The organism is Streptomyces alanosinicus, assembly GCF_014650595.1.
GTDB classification, from domain to species: Bacteria; Actinomycetota; Actinomycetes; order Streptomycetales; family Streptomycetaceae; genus Streptomyces; species Streptomyces alanosinicus.
In genome coordinates this window covers 25,316-40,375 of sequence record NZ_BMVG01000024.1, presented here as the reverse complement: position 1 = coordinate 40,375, position 15,060 = coordinate 25,316, and the positions used below count along the sequence as shown (strand labels likewise).

At 70.6% G+C, this 15,060-nt stretch carries 14 protein-coding genes; 5 read left to right on the top strand and 9 right to left on the bottom strand.

Annotation, left to right across the window (positions count from 1 at the left end; genetic code table 11):
• Positions 1–12: 12 nt before the first annotated feature.
• Complete coding sequence (locus IE277_RS32855; RefSeq protein WP_189957371.1) at positions 13–1,593, bottom strand: ABC transporter permease; 1,581 nt, start codon at positions 1,591–1,593, stop codon at positions 13–15.
• Complete coding sequence (locus IE277_RS32850) at positions 1,590–2,492, bottom strand: ABC transporter ATP-binding protein (RefSeq protein WP_189957370.1); 903 nt, start codon at positions 2,490–2,492, stop codon at positions 1,590–1,592. The genes IE277_RS32855 and IE277_RS32850 overlap by 4 nt, the downstream gene beginning before the upstream one ends.
• Before the next feature lie 75 nt (positions 2,493–2,567).
• Between IE277_RS32850 and IE277_RS32845 the strand changes: the two genes are divergently transcribed.
• A complete protein-coding gene (locus IE277_RS32845) occupies positions 2,568–3,062 on the top strand; it encodes a GbsR/MarR family transcriptional regulator (protein ID WP_189957369.1) in 495 nt (164 codons plus the stop codon).
• A gap of 35 nt (positions 3,063–3,097) precedes the next feature.
• Here IE277_RS32845 and IE277_RS32840 read toward each other — a convergent pair whose 3' ends face one another.
• Positions 3,098–4,609, bottom strand: coding sequence for an APC family permease (locus IE277_RS32840; protein WP_189957368.1), 1,512 nt, complete (start codon positions 4,607–4,609; stop codon positions 3,098–3,100).
• A gap of 174 nt (positions 4,610–4,783) precedes the next feature.
• Positions 4,784–5,623, bottom strand: coding sequence for a diacylglycerol kinase family protein (locus tag IE277_RS32835; RefSeq protein ID WP_189957367.1), 840 nt, complete (start codon positions 5,621–5,623; stop codon positions 4,784–4,786).
• Between the two features lie 196 nt (positions 5,624–5,819).
• Here IE277_RS32835 and IE277_RS32830 point away from each other — a divergent pair, with 196 nt between their 5' ends.
• The 3 genes from IE277_RS32830 (at position 5,820) to IE277_RS32820 (ending at position 9,434) form a co-directional block, all read left to right on the top strand.
• Complete coding sequence (locus tag IE277_RS32830; protein ID WP_189957366.1) at positions 5,820–7,103, top strand: adenylosuccinate synthase; 1,284 nt, start codon at positions 5,820–5,822, stop codon at positions 7,101–7,103.
• Positions 7,104–7,162: 59 nt separating this feature from the next.
• Entirely contained in the window at positions 7,163–7,375 is a 213-nt protein-coding gene (locus IE277_RS32825) for a hypothetical protein (RefSeq protein WP_189957365.1), read from the top strand.
• Between the two features lie 241 nt (positions 7,376–7,616).
• Positions 7,617–9,434, top strand: coding sequence for a bifunctional metallophosphatase/5'-nucleotidase (locus IE277_RS32820; RefSeq protein ID WP_189957364.1), 1,818 nt, complete (start codon positions 7,617–7,619; stop codon positions 9,432–9,434).
• 25 nt (positions 9,435–9,459) lie between these two features.
• On the opposite strand, the gene IE277_RS32815 is transcribed toward IE277_RS32820, so the two are convergent.
• From IE277_RS32815 to IE277_RS32795, 5 genes are all read right to left on the bottom strand, one after another.
• Positions 9,460–9,687, bottom strand: a complete 228-nt coding sequence (locus IE277_RS32815; protein ID WP_189957363.1) for a hypothetical protein — start codon at positions 9,685–9,687, stop codon at positions 9,460–9,462.
• Complete coding sequence (locus IE277_RS32810) at positions 9,674–9,913, bottom strand: DUF6400 family protein (protein ID WP_189957362.1); 240 nt, start codon at positions 9,911–9,913, stop codon at positions 9,674–9,676. Before IE277_RS32810 ends, IE277_RS32815 begins: the two co-directional genes overlap by 14 nt.
• Before the next feature lie 73 nt (positions 9,914–9,986).
• Complete coding sequence (locus IE277_RS32805; RefSeq protein ID WP_189957361.1) at positions 9,987–10,637, bottom strand: putative DNA-mimic protein; 651 nt, start codon at positions 10,635–10,637, stop codon at positions 9,987–9,989.
• Positions 10,638–10,713: 76 nt separating this feature from the next.
• Entirely contained in the window at positions 10,714–11,409 is a 696-nt protein-coding gene (locus IE277_RS32800) for a GntR family transcriptional regulator (protein WP_189957432.1), read from the bottom strand.
• A 122-nt stretch (positions 11,410–11,531) separates the two neighbouring features.
• Positions 11,532–12,884 (bottom strand): aspartate aminotransferase family protein, encoded by a 1,353-nt coding sequence (locus IE277_RS32795; protein ID WP_189957360.1) that lies wholly within the window; start codon positions 12,882–12,884, stop codon positions 11,532–11,534.
• A gap of 192 nt (positions 12,885–13,076) precedes the next feature.
• Here IE277_RS32795 and IE277_RS32790 point away from each other — a divergent pair, with 192 nt between their 5' ends.
• Positions 13,077–15,047: a serine/threonine-protein kinase gene (locus IE277_RS32790; RefSeq protein ID WP_189957359.1), complete on the top strand. Its 1,971-nt coding sequence runs from the start codon at positions 13,077–13,079 to the stop codon at positions 15,045–15,047.
• Positions 15,048–15,060: the final 13 nt, after the last annotated feature.

Genomic DNA, 15,060 nt, shown 5'->3' with positions numbered 1-15,060 from the left:
AGATGCCTGCCCTCAGACACTCAGGTCCCGCCGCGCCACCCCCGCCAGCCCGCAGGCCACCAGCGTCAGCGTCAGTCCGATGAGCACTCCCACCGGCCCCCACTGCATTCCGCTGCCCGGGAGCTTGGGGAGGTGGGCGAAGGGGGAGAGGTCCAGCAGTGCTCGGGGGGCGTTCAGGGCGGGGCCGATCCAGCCGATCAGCAGGACCGCGCCGGCCACGCCCCAGGCGGCCATGGCGCCCCGCGGCAGGATGCCGAAGACAAGGACGGCGACGGCGCCGATCACCCACACGCCGGCGACCTGGAGCAGACACGCGGCCAGCACCGGTCCGATCTGCCTGCCGTAGCCGACGGCGAAGCCCAGTCCGGCCAGCAGCATGATCAGGGCCGAGCCGCCGAAGGAGATCAGCAGATGGCCGGCCGCCCAGCGCAGGCGGCCCACCGCACCCGCCAGCACCGGTTCGGCACGGCCGGAGGTCTCCTCGCCGTTCAGCCGGAGCACGGACGAGACGACGTAGAGCGCGGCGACCAGGCCCAGCATGCCGACCATCGCGGCGAGGAACGCGTCCGTCAGGCCCGACTGGCCGCCCATCCGCTGGAAGATCTCGCGTGCCTTGGCGTTGTCGCCGACGAGCTTGGCCGCGCCGTCCGTCATCCCGCCGTAGACGACCCCGGCGAGGAAGAAGCCGAGCGACCAGCCGAGCACACTGCCGCGCTGCAGCCGCCAGGCCAGCGCGCCCGCCGTGCCCAGCCGGCCGCGCGCCGGTCCCGGCCGGGTCGGCAGAAAGCTCATGCCGATGTCGCGACGGCCCGCCAACTCGTAGGCCAGGACGGCTTGGAAAGTCACGGCCGCGGCGAACAGCAGCAGGACCCACCAGCGTTCGGCGGCGAAGGGGCGCAGGTTCTCCAGCCAGCCCAGCGGGGACAGCCAGGTCAGGAGTGATGAGCCGTCGTCGGTCGCCGAGTCGCCCGCCGCGCGCAGGACGAAGGCCGCGCCGAGCACCGCCGCCGTGAGGCCCCGGGTCAGCCGGGCGTTCTCCGTCAGTTGGGCGACGATCGCCGCCGTCGTGGCGAACACCATGCCCGCGCCCGCGACCCCGAGCCCGAAGGCCAGCGCGCCGGCCACGCCCTGCCCGGCGAGCCCCACGACGATCAGGACACCCAGGGCCGCGTTCGCGACCACCGCCGCGAGCAGTGCCGCCGTGAGCGGGGCCCGGTGCCCCACCACCCCGGAGGACAGCAGTTCCTGCCGGCCGCTCTCCTCCTCGTCCCGGGTGTGCCGGATGACGACGAGCAGGCTCGTCACGGCGGCGAGCGCGGCCGCGTAGACCCCGACCCGCCAGGCCGTGAGCGCGCCGAGGGAGTCGTCGAAGACCGGTCCGACCATGGCGCGCAGGGAGGTGTCGGTGGCCATCTGGTGCAGCAGGCCGGCGCGCCCGGCAGGAGTGCCGTACAGCGTCTTCAGGGTGTTCGGCATGGAGAGGACCATCAGCGCGTTCACCGCGACCCACACCGGGATCAGCGCCCGGTCGCGGCGCAGCGCGAACCGCAGCAGGGTTCCTGTGCCGGCCAGTCGGGAAGTCCGGGAGGTCATGCCGGCACTCCCTCGGTCCCGTCCTGGTAGTGCCGCAGGAACAGTTCCTCCAGTGTTGGCGGTGTCGAGGTCAGCGAACGCACCCCGGAGGCGGTCAACGAGCGCAGCACGGCGTCGAGTTGGTCCGTGTCCACCTGGAGCCGGACCCGGTGGCCCTGCACGTCGAGGCCGTGCACGCCCGGCAGCCGGGCCAAGCCGTTGGGCGGGCCGGCGAGTTCGGCGCTCACGCTGGTCCGGGTGAGATGCCGCAGCTCGGCCAGCGAACCGCTCTCCACCGTCCGTCCCTTGCGGATGATGCTGACCCGGTCGCACAGTTCCTCGACCTCGCTCAGGATGTGGGAGGACAGGAGGACCGTACGGCCCCGGTCCCGCTCCTCCTCCACGCAAGCCTGGAACACCTCCTCCATCAGCGGGTCCAGGCCAGAGGTCGGCTCGTCCAGGATCAGCAGGTCCACATCCGAGGCGAAGGCGGCGACCAGGGCGACCTTCTGCCGGTTGCCCTTGGAGTAGGTGCGGCCCTTCTTCGTCGGGTCCAGCTCGAACCGCTCGGTCAGCTCGTCCCGGCGTCCGGTGTCGAGCCCTCCGCGCAGTCGGCCGTAGAGGTCGATGACCTCGCCGCCGGAGAGATTGCGCCACAGGGTCACGTCACCGGGCACATAGGCGATCCGGCGGTGCACCTGGACCGCGTCCCGCCACGGGTCGTGGCCCAGCACCTGCGCGGCGCCCGCGTCGGCGCGCAGCAGCCCGAGCAGCACCCGGATCGCCGTCGACTTCCCGGCGCCGTTGGGGCCGAGGAAGCCGTGCACCTCACCCGCCTCGACATCCAGGTCGAGGCCGTCCAGCGCGTGCGTACGGCCGAAGGACTTGTGCAGCCCGGCGACCGTGATTGCCTTCGTCATGGCTCTGAACGTACGCTTCTTTCAGAAATTTGTGAAGTTAAGGAAGTGCATAAACCCTCGGATAAGGTGAACGGCATGACGGAGTCGAGGACAGACAGGGACCCGGAGTCGGTCTCACGGTTCGTGGAGCACTTCGCGGCACAGCTCGTCGAGGCGGGGATGGCGCGCATGCCCTCCCGGGTCTTCGCAGCCCTCCTCGCCTCCGACACCGGCACCCTGACCTCGGCCGAGCTGGGCGAGCAACTGCGGATCAGCCCCGCCGCCGTCTCCGGCGCCGTGCGCTATCTCGCGCAGGTCCACATGGTGTCCCGGGAGCGGGAGCCCGGCTCGCGCCGAGAGCGGTACCGGGTGCACAGCGACCAGTGGTACGAGGCGCTCACCAACCGCGAGGCCATCATCAAGCGCTGGGAGGAGGCCCTGCGGGAGGGGGTGGCCGGCCTGGGGGCCGACACCCCCGCGGGGCGCCGGCTCGCCGAGACGCTGGACTTCTTCGAGTTCATCGAGAAGGACGTGGCCGAGATGATGGAACGCTGGCGCACTTACCGGGAGCAGAAGTACCAGCGCCCCTGAGCGTCAGCGCCCCTGAGCGTCAGCGCTCCTGACCGTCACCGCTCCTTCGTCTCCTCCAGCACCGTCCGCCCCAGCAGCGCGTACCGCTCCGGCGCCCACCGCTTGAGGTACTGGGCGTAGCCCACACCCGTCGCCGCGACCAGCGCCACCAGCCAGGGCGTCGCCTTGAGCAGCAGTGACCCGGACTCCGGGCCCGCCGCCGCGCTCATGTTGGACACCAGCAGCACGACCACGGCGAGCATCGCGATGCCCCCGGCCAGCGGCGCGGCGAACGTACGGAACCAGTGCCGGCTCTCGGGGTGGTGCGAGCGGAAGTACACGAGCACCGCGAACGAGCACACCGCCTGGACCACCAGGATCGCCATCGTGCCGAGGATGGCCAGCAGGACGTAGAGCGCGTTGTACGGGTCCTTGCCCGCGATCCAGAACGCGGCGATCAGTACGGCGCTCACCCCCGTCTGCACCAGTCCGGCGATGTGCGGGGACCCGTGCCGGGCGTGGGTGCGGCCGATCGTGTTCTTCAGCGAGGGCAGCACGCCCTCCCGCCCGAGGGCGTACAGATAGCGGGCGGCGCAGTTGTGGAAGGCCATGCCGCAGGCCAGCGAGCCGGTGATCATCAGCCACTGCATGACGTCGACCGCCCAGTGCCCGACATAGCGCTCGGTGGGGTTGAAGAACATCGCGAGCGGGTTCGCGGAGGAGGCCGCCTTCACCGCCTCGGCCTCGCCGTTGCCGATGATGGCCATCCAGGAGACGAGGACGTAGAAGACGCCGACCCCGAGGACGCTGATCATCGTCGCCTTGGGGATGATCCGCTTCGGGTCGCGGGACTCCTCGCCGTACATCGCGGTCGACTCGAAGCCGACCCAGGACCAGAAGGCGAAGAACAGCCCGAGCCCGGCGGACGTGCCCTTGAAGGCGTTGACCGGGTCGACCGGGGCGAAGGTGAAGCCGTGCGGGCCGCCGCCGTGGAGGGCGACGGACACCGCCATGGCCGCGAGCACGGTCACTTCGGTCCCGAGCAGCACCACCAGCAGTTTCTCGGCGACGCTCACACCGAACCAGGTGCCGGTCGCGTTGATCGCGAGCATCAGGATCGCAAAGGCCCACCAGGGCACGTGCACACCCGTCTGGTCCTTCAGGGTGGTCGTGGCGAAGGTGGAGAAGATGCCGATCAGCGCCGGTTCGAAGACGACGTAGGCGAAGGTCGCGAGCAGCCCCGAGGCGAGACCGGCGGTGCGGCCGAGGCCGTAGGAGATGAAGCCGTAGAACGCGCCCGTGGAGGTGATGTGCTTGGCCATCGAGGTGAAACCCACGGAAAAGATTGCCAGGACGACCATTGCGACCAGATAGCTGGCGGGTGCCCCGATCCCGTTGCCGGACGACACCATGAAGGGCACGTTGCCCGTCATGGCGGTGATCGGCGCGGCGGTCGCCACCGCCATGAACACCACGCCGAGCAGGCCTACGGCGTTGGGCTTCAGCCGATGTACCGATTCGCCGTCCGATGTGTCCGCCGCCCGGGCGACGCCCTCCTCCACTGCCATCGGGTGGCCCCTTCCGTCTGCGGTGGGTGTGTCCTGATGGAGCAGGATGCTGGACGACCCGGGCGCGCGGGAAGGGGTCGGCGTTGTTAAATATTTGTCACCAGACCTTTAGGTGACCCGCGAGGCGCACCCGCCGGCTCACAAACCGCCTCAGAAACCCGCTCAGAAACCCGCTCACAAACCGGTCGGCAGGGTGAGCCCCCAGGCCCCCTCCGACACCCGCCACGTCCGCCGCCGTACCGGCCCCGACACCGCCGCGTCCGCCCGGTACCGGAAGTCCGCGCCGGTCACCGTCACCGTCTGCCCGGACGCCCGCACCGCGGTCGCCTCCGCCCCCACCGACAGCGGGCGTACCTCCACCCGCGCCAGCCCGCCCCTGCCCGCCGTCACCGACACCGCCGCCACGGGCTGGCCCAGGTCCACCACCGTCTCCCCGTCGACCTCGACCCGCAGCCGGGAGGGCCCGGGCGCCGGTACGGCGGCCAGCCGGGGCCGGCCCGGGGCGAGGGTGCGCACCAGCGAGCGGTACCAGGGCCGGCCCGCGGCCACGGCCACCGGTTCGGCGGCGGCCCGCCGTACCGGCTCCGGCGGAATGCCCAGCCCGCCCAGGACGACCCCGTCGCTGTCGTCGACCAGCAGGTCCAGCCGCCGCTCGGCGCCGTCCAGCACGGCCCGCGCCGCCGCCACCGCGCCGCCCGGCACCCCCAGGGACTCCGCGAGGCCGGTGTCCCCCACGGGCACCACCGACAGCACACATCCGGCCAGCTCCCGGGTCCGGTGCAGCAGGGTCACGGCCCGGACGAGGGCGCGGTCGTCGCCGACCACCACCGGCCTCCTGGAACCCCGTCGGCCGAGTGCGCGGGCGAATTCCTCCGGCCCGTCCGGCAGACACACCTTCGCCGCCGCACCCGCGCTGAGCACGTCTTTCGCGATCCGTACGGACTCCCCGTCCGTCTGTCGTGCCGCCGGATCGACGATCACCAGCAGCTGTTCGGACGTCGCGAAAGTCGCCACCTCGGTCCTGCCTCGCTTCCTCGGGTAGCATCTTTGTGCAAGAGCCCCTTGCGCTATTGCGCCAGGGGCTTCGTCTATTCCGGGGCATCCGGTCCGACGGTTGGCGACCAACGGCGGTCGCTGTGGCACGCGGCGGTGAACCTTACGCCCACGCCCCCGACCTTGGACATGCCCCGCCCGGAAGGGGTGTACGCGCGTGCCCGCACTTGTGCTGCTCGGTGCTCAGTGGGGTGACGAAGGCAAGGGAAAGGCGACCGACCTGCTCGGTGGCTCGGTGGACTATGTAGTGCGATACCAGGGCGGCAACAACGCCGGCCACACGGTCGTCGTCGGCGACCAGAAGTACGCACTGCATCTCCTCCCTTCCGGAATCCTCTCGCCTACTTGTGTCCCGGTCATCGGCAACGGCGTCGTCGTCGACCCGTCGGTCCTGCTCTCCGAGCTGAGCGGTCTGAACGAGCGTGGCGTCGACACGTCCAAGCTCCTGATCAGCGGTAACGCGCACATCATCACGCCGTACAACGTGACCGTCGACAAGGTGACGGAACGCTTCCTCGGGAAGCGGAAGATCGGTACGACGGGGCGCGGCATCGGTCCGACCTACGCCGACAAGATCAACCGCGTCGGCATCCGGGTCCAGGACCTCTACGACGAGTCGATCCTGACGCAGAAGGTCGAGGCGGCCCTCGACGTCAAGAACCAGGTCCTCACCAAGCTGTACAACCGGCGCGCGATCGCCGTCGACCAGGTGGTCGAGGAGCTGCTGGGCTACGCCGAGCAGATCAAGCCGTACGTCGCCGACACCGTCCTGGTCCTGAACCAGGCGCTGGAGGAGAACAAGGTCGTCCTGTTCGAGGGCGGCCAGGGCACCCTCCTCGACATCGACCACGGGACCTATCCCTTCGTCACGTCCAGCAACCCCACCGCGGGCGGTGCCTGCACGGGCGCGGGCGTGGGCCCGACGAAGATCAGCCGGGTCATCGGCATCCTCAAGGCGTACACGACCCGCGTCGGCGCCGGCCCGTTCCCGACCGAGCTGTTCGACGAGGACGGCGAGGCGCTGCGCCGCATCGGCGGCGAGCGGGGTGTGACGACCGGCCGTGACCGGCGCTGCGGCTGGTTCGACGCCGTCATCGCCCGGTACGCGACCCGCGTCAACGGCCTGACCGACTTCTTCCTCACCAAGCTGGACGTGCTGACCGGCTGGGAGCAGATCCCGGTCTGTGTGGCGTACGAGATCGACGGCAAGCGGGTCGAGGAACTGCCTTACTCCCAGACCGACTTCCACCACGCGAAGCCGGTCTACGAGACCCTGCCGGGCTGGTCCGAGGACATCACCAAGGCGAAGTCGTTCGCCGACCTGCCGAAGAACGCCCAGAACTACGTCAAGGCGCTGGAGGAGATGTCCGGCGCCCCGATCTCCGCGATCGGCGTGGGCCCGGGCCGGGACGAGACGATCGAGATCAACTCGTTCCTGTAGAGAGCGGCACGGCAAAAAGAGCGGCACGGCAACCGTGCGTCCCGGTGGACACTGGAGGTATGAGTGTCCACCGGGAAGCACGATGCCGGGGACCGTACGGTGGCGAGGGCGGGCAGGCCGACGGCGCGCACTGCTCCGACCCGGCCGTCTTCGAGATCGTCCGCTACCGCATGCCGCCCCTCCCGGTGTGCCCGGTGCATCTCGGCCCCGCCCTGCTCATGGCGAGCGGGGTGCTGTGGCCGCCGGAGATCAGACTCATCGGCCGTATCTGAAATCGGCTGTCCGGCATCCGCTGTCCGACATCCGCTGTCCGGCATCCGGCGTCTGGCATCCGCTGTCCGACATCCGCTGTTCTCCCGTTGTTCGGATGAGCGGCCGGGTTGACCCATACTTGACCCGAGCATGACCATTTCCCGGTTTTCGGGTTTGACGGGCGCTAGCACGATCTACGCGGGTAGCCTCCGCGTGAACGTCCCTTCGCTCGCGCCCGTCCAGCCTCCTCAGGAGCCTTGAATGCCCCTCAGCCCCATGAACCGCCGGGAGTTCGTGAAGAAGTCGGCCGTCACCGGCGCGGCCGTCGTCGCCGCGGGTTCCGTCGCGGCGGCCCCCGCGCAGGCGGCCGAGCAGCAGCGTGACTGCCACCCCCGCACCTGGTCGTTCTCCATCCTCGGCACGACCGACCTGCACAGCCACGTCTTCGACTGGGACTATTACAAAGACGCCGCCTACACCGACAAGAACGGCAACTCGGTCGGCGTCGCGCGCGTGGCCACCCTCGTCAAGCAGCAGCGCGAGGCGAAGGGCGAGGACCACGTCCTGCTCGTCGACGCCGGCGACATCATCCAGGGCACCTCCCTCGCCTACTACTTCGCGCGCGTCGACCCCATCACGGGCGCCGGCGGCAAGAAGGGCCCCAAGCACCCGATGGCCGTCGCCATGAACCACATGCGCTACGACGCCGCCGCCCTCGGCAACCACGAGTTCAACTACGGCATCGAGACGCTGCGCAAGTTCGAGAGCCAGTGCCACTTCCCGCTGCTCGGCGCGAACGCCCTGGACGCCAAGACGCTGCGCCCCGCCTTCCACCCGTACACCGTCAAGCGGATCCGGGTCCCCGGCGCGCCCGACATCAAGGTCGGCATCCTCGGCCTCACCAACCCCGGTATCGCCCTGTGGGACAAGGACAACGTCAGCGGGAAGATGGTCTTCCCGGGCCTGGTGGAGCAGGCGAAGAAGTACGTGCCGAGGCTGCGCGCGCTCGGTTGTGACGTGGTCTTCCTGACGGACCACTCCGGTCTCGACGGATCGACCTCCTGGGGCGACACGCTCCCGTACGTCGAGAACGCCTCCAACCTCGTCGCCGCGCAGGTCCCCGGCATCGACGCCATCCTGGTCGGCCACACGCACAAGGAGGTCTCCTCGTACACCGTCAAGAACGAGGAGACCGGTGAGGACGTCCTCCTCTCCGAGCCGTACTGCTGGGGCTACCGCCTCACCGTCTTCGACTTCGAGCTCGAACTGCACCACGGGCAGTGGAAGGTGACGAAGAAGGCGGCCCAGACCCTCGACCCGAAGGGGGTCGAGGAGGACCCGGAGATCACCCGCCTGCTGAAGGCCGACCACGACCTCGTCGTGAAGTACGTCAACACGGCCGTGGGCACCTGCACCCAGGACCTCTCGGCGGCGGAGTCCTGCTGGAAGGACGTTCCCGTCATGGACTTCATCCACGAGGTCCAGATGCAGTCGGTGAAGGCGGGCCTGTCGGCGTCCGACGCCGCGCTCCCGCTGATCTCGATGGCCGCGCCCTTCAGCCGGACCGCCGACATCCCGGCGGGCAGCGTGACCATCAAGGACATCGCCGGCCTGTACATCTACGACAACACGCTCTATGGCAAGAAGCTCACGGGTGCCCAGCTCAAGGACTACCTGGAGTTCGCGGCGAAGTACTACCACCAGGTCCCGGCCGGCACGAAGGTCGACACCTCGACGCTGACCAACGCCAACAACTTCTTGGACTACATGTACGACACGGCCGCCGGCGTCTCGTACGACATCGACATCGCGCAGGCGGAGGGTTCGCGGATCAAGAACCTCACGTACAACGGCAAGGCGGTCACCGACGACCAGGTCTTCGTCGTGGCGGTCAACAACTACCGTGCGAACGGCGGTTCCGGTTACCCGCACATAGCCACCGCCGACATCGCCTACAGCTCGACCAACGAGATCCGCCAGCTGATGATCGACTACGTGACGGCGAAGAAGGCGCTGGACCCGAAGGACTTCGCGGTCGCCAACTGGAAGCTGACGCAGGCGGGTACGCCGGTCTTCTAGGCGGTCCGGCCGGCCTTCTCAGCGGTCAGCCGGTCGAGCGGGTGGCGCCGAAGTTGCTCTCGTGCGTCCAGACATGGGTGCACGAGGGGCACTGCAGATGCAGCAGGCTGCCGGTGTTGGAGAGCAGATAGCGCCAGTGCGCGGTGCAGGAGCGGCCCTGCCGGCAGGTGTCGCAGCCGCTGCGGTCGTCGCAGTTCGGGCACGCCACCCAGGCGCGCCGGGCCTTGTCGGCCTGCGGATCAAGCGGCAGCATCGCCGGATCCCGCAGGGAGCACACCGGCCGCCACCAGCTCGTCGTAGATGCGCTGCTGCTCGGCGTCCAGGCCGGAGTACAGCAGCGCACGCGCCTCCTCCTCACCGCGCAGGGCCGCCGCGGGGTCCCAGTCGGGGCCCAGGGCGGCCATGACATGGGTGCGCCGGAGCATCTCGTGCGCACTGAGGTCGACGCTGAAGTCGAAGGTGGGGCCGTGGGGGGACATGTATTCGAACGTAGGTGGGCATTTCCCCCCACGGCAAGACCAGGTGGGTGAAATCACACATTCCTGGAGCGGCTCAGCTGAACACGATCATCGAGCCCTGGGCCAGTGAGCGGGTGGCCGCCGCGTGCAGGCCGAGCCACACATGCCGTTCGCGGGAGAAGGGGCTGGGATCGTACGGCGCGGGCACGGCCGGCTCCTCCAGCTCCGTGGGGGCCATGGGCGGGGCCGGGGCCGCCGGAGGGGTCGCCGGGTCGATACCGATCGTCGGGGCCACGTACTCCAGCTCCCGCAGCAGCGACTGCGAGGAGCCGAGCGGTCCGCCGCCCGCCAGCAGGTCCTCGTTGGACAGCGGCTGCGGGAAGTCGACCGGGACGTACGCGCCCGCGTGGTCGTAGTGCCAGACCAGGTGGGACTGCTGGGCCGTGGACTCGAACATCTCCAGCAACTGCTCGTAGTCGCCGCCCAGTTCGTCCACCGGGGTCACCGCCAGCCCGCACACCTGCAGGAGATACGCGCGGCGCAGGAAGTGGAGGGCGTCGTAGTCGAAGCCGGCCACGGGTGCGACCTCGCCGGACAGGCCGGGCATGTACTGGTACACCGGCACCGGGGGCAGCCCCGCGGCGGTCAACGCGTTGTTGTACTGAGCGAGTTCTTCGGCGAACGGGTTGTCCGGCGTGTGGCACAACACGTCCACGAGCGGGACCAGCCACAGGTCACAGGCCAAAGAGGGCTCCTCACACAGAGAAGGTGGTCTGGGCAGGGTAATCGGTGATGTGCGGGTCCCATACCCCTGCGGCCGCTCAGGTACCGGCCAGGTGTTCCAGCAGCGCCAGCGAGTGGGCGTTGGAGGCGGCGACGATCGAGCGGGCGGTGTCGGCCTCGCGCCGGGCCAGCGCGTCGACCAGGTCCGTGTGCCCGGCCCACAGCCGGCCGCGCAGATCGGGCAGGCGCAGCAGATGCTGCACTGCGCAGACCCAGGACTGCACCCGCAGCCGGTCGAGGAAGTCGCCGAGGTAGGGGTTGCCGAACAGGGCGCTCAGCTCGCGCCAGAAGCGCAGGTCGTAGCCGATGAGGATGGTGAGGTCACCGGCCGTCGCCGCCCGCTGGGCCTCCTCGCCGCGGCGGCGCACGGTGACCAGGGCCGCGGTCGTGCGCGGGTCCTCCGGGGGGGTGCGGAAGGCGGGATGGCCGGTGCTGAGGGCCTGGAACATGCCGTCGGTGACCAGGCTGCGGGCCTCGATCATGTTCCGGTAGTCGGTGAGGGTGTACTCCGGCACCCGGAAGCCGCGGTGCTGGTCGGCCTCCAGGATGCCCTGCGCGGACAGGTCCACCAGCGCCTCTCGCACGGGCGTGGCCGAGACGCCGTACTGGTCGGCGATCTCCTTGACCGTGAACGCCCGGCCCGGCCGCAGCCGCCCCGCCAGCACCTCGTCACGGAGCGCGTCCGCGATCTGCTGGCGCAGGGTGCTGCGGGTCACGGCGCCGGTGCCGGGCATCGTCGGAGTCTCCTCGGGCGTAGATGACGTGCTCGCGTACTTCTTGCGTACGAGCACGTCACCTTACGCGTTCGAGTCGGCCTGACGTCAGCCGCTGTTCGGTTACGCCATGTACTCGGCGGTTACGCCGTGTACTCGTCGGCCACGCTCAGCGCGGCGTCCAGGGCGGCGAAGCCCTTCAGCTCGGCCTCCGTGACATTGCACGGCGGCACCACATGGGTCCGGTTCATGTTCACGAAGGGCCAGACGCCGTGCTGCTTGGCGGCGGCCGCGAACGCGGCCATCGGGGCGTTCGCCTCGCCCGTAGCGTTGTACGGCACCAGCGGCTCGCGGGTCTCCCGGTTCCGCACCAGGTCCAGCGCCCAGAACATGCCGACACCGCGCACCTCGCCGACGCTCGGGTGCCTCTCGGCCAATTCGGCCAGGGCCGGGCCGACGACGCTCTCGCCGAGCCGCTTCGCGTTCTCGACCACGCCCTCCTCGGCCATGACATTGATCGTGGCGACGGCGGCGGCGCAGGCCAGCGGGTGCCCGGAGTACGTCAGACCGCCGGGGTAGGGCCGCTTGCCGAAGGTCTCGGCGATCTTCTGGGAGATCGCGACACCGCCGAGCGGGACATACCCCGAGTTCACGCCCTTGGCGAAGGTCAGCAGGTCGGGTACGACACCGAAGAGATCGGCGGCGAACCACTCACCCGTGCGCCCGAAACCGGCCATGACCTCGTCCAGGACGAAGACGATGCCGTACTTGTCGCAGATCTCCCGGACGCCGGCCAGATAGCCGGGCGGCGGGACCATGATCCCGGCCGTGCCGGGGACGGTCTCCAGGATGATCGCCGCGACGGTGCCCGGCCCCTCGAAGGCGATCGTCGTCTCCAGGTGCTCCAGGGCCCGCGCGGTCTCCTGCTCCTCGGTCTCCGCGTAGAAGCGGGAGCGGTACAGGAACGGCGCCCAGAAGCGGACGACACCGGCCGCGGCGCCGTCGCTCGCCCAGCGGCGCGGGTCACCGGTGATGTTGACGGCCTGCTGGGTGCCGCCGTGGTACGAGCGGTAGGCCGAGAGCACCTTCGGGCGGCCCGTGTGCAGCCGGGCCATGCGCACCGCGTGCTCGACGGCGTCCGCGCCGCCGTTGGTGAAGAAGATCTTGTCCAGGTCGCCGGGGGTCCGCTCGGCGATCAGCCGGGCCGCCTCCGAGCGCGCCTCGATCGCGAAGGCGGGCGCGAAGGTCGTCATCGTGGCCGCCTGCTCCTGGATCGCCGCGACGACCTTCGGGTGCTGGTAGCCGATGTTCGTGTAGACGAGCCCGCTGGTGAAGTCCAGGTACCGCTTGCCGTCGTAGTCCCAGAAGTACGACCCCTCCGCGCCGGCGACGGCGAGCGGGTCGATCAGATCCTGCGCGGACCAGGAGTGGAAGACGTGCGCGCGGTCCGCGGCTTTCACTGCGGCGCCGGCGTCGGGGTTGGGCTGAGGGGTCATGCGGCGAGGGTAAATGTCCGCGATGCGGAAGGCCTATCGGCGTCTTGTTCTGTGGACGGGGCGATTCCGCGACAGGTTGTCCACAAGGGGGAGCGACTCCCCGAGGGGGCCGGATTATTCTCGGTCCGTCGTACACGTATGCGTGGCGTGTGCGGGGTCGGTGGGGTGTACGGGGCGAAGGCGGGGCGGGCCATGGAGAGACTGGGGACAGGGGATCCCGGCCGGATCGGCGGCTACCGGCTGCTGGCACGGCTGGGCGGGGGCGGCATGGGGCAGGTGTACCTGGCCCGGTCGGACCGGGGCCGCACGGTCGCCGTGAAACTGGTCCGCGAGGAACTCGCCGCACAGGAGGAGTTCCGGGCCCGCTTCCGGCAGGAGGTGCAGGCCGCGCGGCGGGTCGGCGGGTACTGGACCGCGCCCGTGCTCGACGCCGACACCGAGGCGGTGGTGCCCTGGGTGGCCACCGGGTACGTCGCCGGGCCGAGCCTGCAGCAGGTCGTGGGCCACGACCACGGTGCGCTGCCCGAGCGGTCGGTACGGATCCTCGCGGCCGGACTCGCGCACGCGCTGAAGGACATCCATGCGGCGGGGATCGTGCACCGGGACCTGAAGCCGTCGAACGTGCTCGTGACCATCGACGGGCCCCGTCTGATCGACTTCGGGATCGCGCGGGCCCTGGAGACGACCTCGCCCGGCTCGGAGGGCCTGACCCGGACCGGGTCGCTGGTCGGATCGCCGGGGTTCATGGCGCCCGAGCAGGTCCGGGGGGACCGCCTCACACCGGCGTGCGATGTCTTCTGTCTGGGATCGGTGCTGGCCTACGCCGCTTCGGGGGCGCAGCCGTTCGGCACCAGCGGCAGCGGGGTGCACGCGCTGATGTTCCGGATCGCCCAGGAGGAGCCGGACCTGCGGGGCGTACCGGAGGGGATCGCCGACCTTGTGCGGGCCTGTCTGCGCAAGGATCCGGCGGCCCGGCCCTCGCTGGACGCCCTGCTGGAGCGGACCGGGGCGGAGGACACCGTGGCCGGGGGGAGATCCCGGGATCCCTGGCTGCCGGGGGCACTGGTCGCCCAACTGGGCCGGCACGCCGTGCAGTTGCTGGAGGTCGAGGACCCGGAGACCCAGCCTTCGGCCGGAACGGCTCTCCCGTCCGGAACCGGTCTCCCGTCCACATCACCCACATCACCCGCGTCACCCATGCCATCCGCGTCATCGGCTGCCACGGACGGTTCCGCCGCGAAGCCCGATCCCGAGGAGGCGCCCGAGCACGCCGCCGCCCCGGACGCGCCGGCCGGGGGCGTCGACCATCTGCCGACCGCCGTGTCCGGGCAGGCCCCGCCACCGGCGTCGCCGGCCGCCCCCGGCTTCGGGACGTACGGGTACGGGGCACCGCGGCACCCCCAGTCGGGTGGCGCCCACGGCCATCCACAGCCGTACCAGCCCTATGGGCGCGGGCCCTACGCAGTCGGTGGGTCCTATGGCGACGGGTCCTATGGCGGTGGGCCCTATGACGGGGGCCTCGGGGCCACGCCGTCGTACGGGGCGACGTCCCCCGGCGGGGCGCAGGAGCCGGAGCGGCGCAACGGGCGGTCCACCGCGCTGCTCGTCGTGGTCGCCCTGGTGGTGGCGCTGGGCGCGGGCGGCTCGGTGTACGCGTTGATGAACAACGGCGGCACCGGCCACGGCACGGCGGGCGGGAGCGCCGCCCCCGCGCCGGCCGACGGGGGTTCGGGGGCGTCCGACCCGACCGCGTCCACGCCGTCCGGCTCCGCGTCCCCGTCCGCCTCCGGCTCCGCGCCCACGGGCGGGGCGGTTCCGGGCGGCTATCTGGGCACATGGAGCACGGCGATCGACGCCGCCGACGGCACCAACACCCGCCGGCTGACCATCCGGCAGGGCGCGGTGGGCGACAGCGTGCTGACGCTGGTCGCGGACGGGCCGACGCCGAGCGGCGGCATGTACCACTGTGTCTTCGAGGCCAAGCTCGCCAGGCAGCCCGGTGCCGACGGCTCGTTGGACATCGGCCCGTCCACCGTCACCAGCGGCGAACCCGCCTCCTCCTGCACCCCGGGCGGGGCCACCGAGGTCACCCTGCTGCCGAACGGCACGCTGAAGCGGGTGCAGGAGGGCGGCGAGGCGAGCCTGCTGTACACCAAGCAGTGAGGCGTCTGAACGT

Coding starts and splice junctions, on each gene's coding strand:
- IE277_RS32845 (WP_189957369.1), top strand. CDS start 2,568: ATGACGGAGTCGAGGACAGACAGGGACCCGGAGTCGGTCTCACGGTTC.
- IE277_RS32820 (WP_189957364.1), top strand. CDS start 7,617: ATGCCCCTCAGCCCCATGAACCGCCGGGAGTTCGTGAAGAAGTCGGCC.
- IE277_RS32800 (WP_189957432.1), bottom strand. CDS start 11,409: ATGCCCGGCACCGGCGCCGTGACCCGCAGCACCCTGCGCCAGCAGATC.
- IE277_RS32795 (WP_189957360.1), bottom strand. CDS start 12,884: ATGACCCCTCAGCCCAACCCCGACGCCGGCGCCGCAGTGAAAGCCGCG.
- IE277_RS32855 (WP_189957371.1), bottom strand. CDS start 1,593: ATGACCTCCCGGACTTCCCGACTGGCCGGCACAGGAACCCTGCTGCGG.
- IE277_RS32815 (WP_189957363.1), bottom strand. CDS start 9,687: ATGCTGCCGCTTGATCCGCAGGCCGACAAGGCCCGGCGCGCCTGGGTG.
- IE277_RS32850 (WP_189957370.1), bottom strand. CDS start 2,492: ATGACGAAGGCAATCACGGTCGCCGGGCTGCACAAGTCCTTCGGCCGT.
- IE277_RS32790 (WP_189957359.1), top strand. CDS start 13,077: ATGGAGAGACTGGGGACAGGGGATCCCGGCCGGATCGGCGGCTACCGG.
- IE277_RS32810 (WP_189957362.1), bottom strand. CDS start 9,913: ATGTCCCCCCACGGCCCCACCTTCGACTTCAGCGTCGACCTCAGTGCG.
- IE277_RS32840 (WP_189957368.1), bottom strand. CDS start 4,609: ATGGCAGTGGAGGAGGGCGTCGCCCGGGCGGCGGACACATCGGACGGC.
- IE277_RS32825 (WP_189957365.1), top strand. CDS start 7,163: ATGAGTGTCCACCGGGAAGCACGATGCCGGGGACCGTACGGTGGCGAG.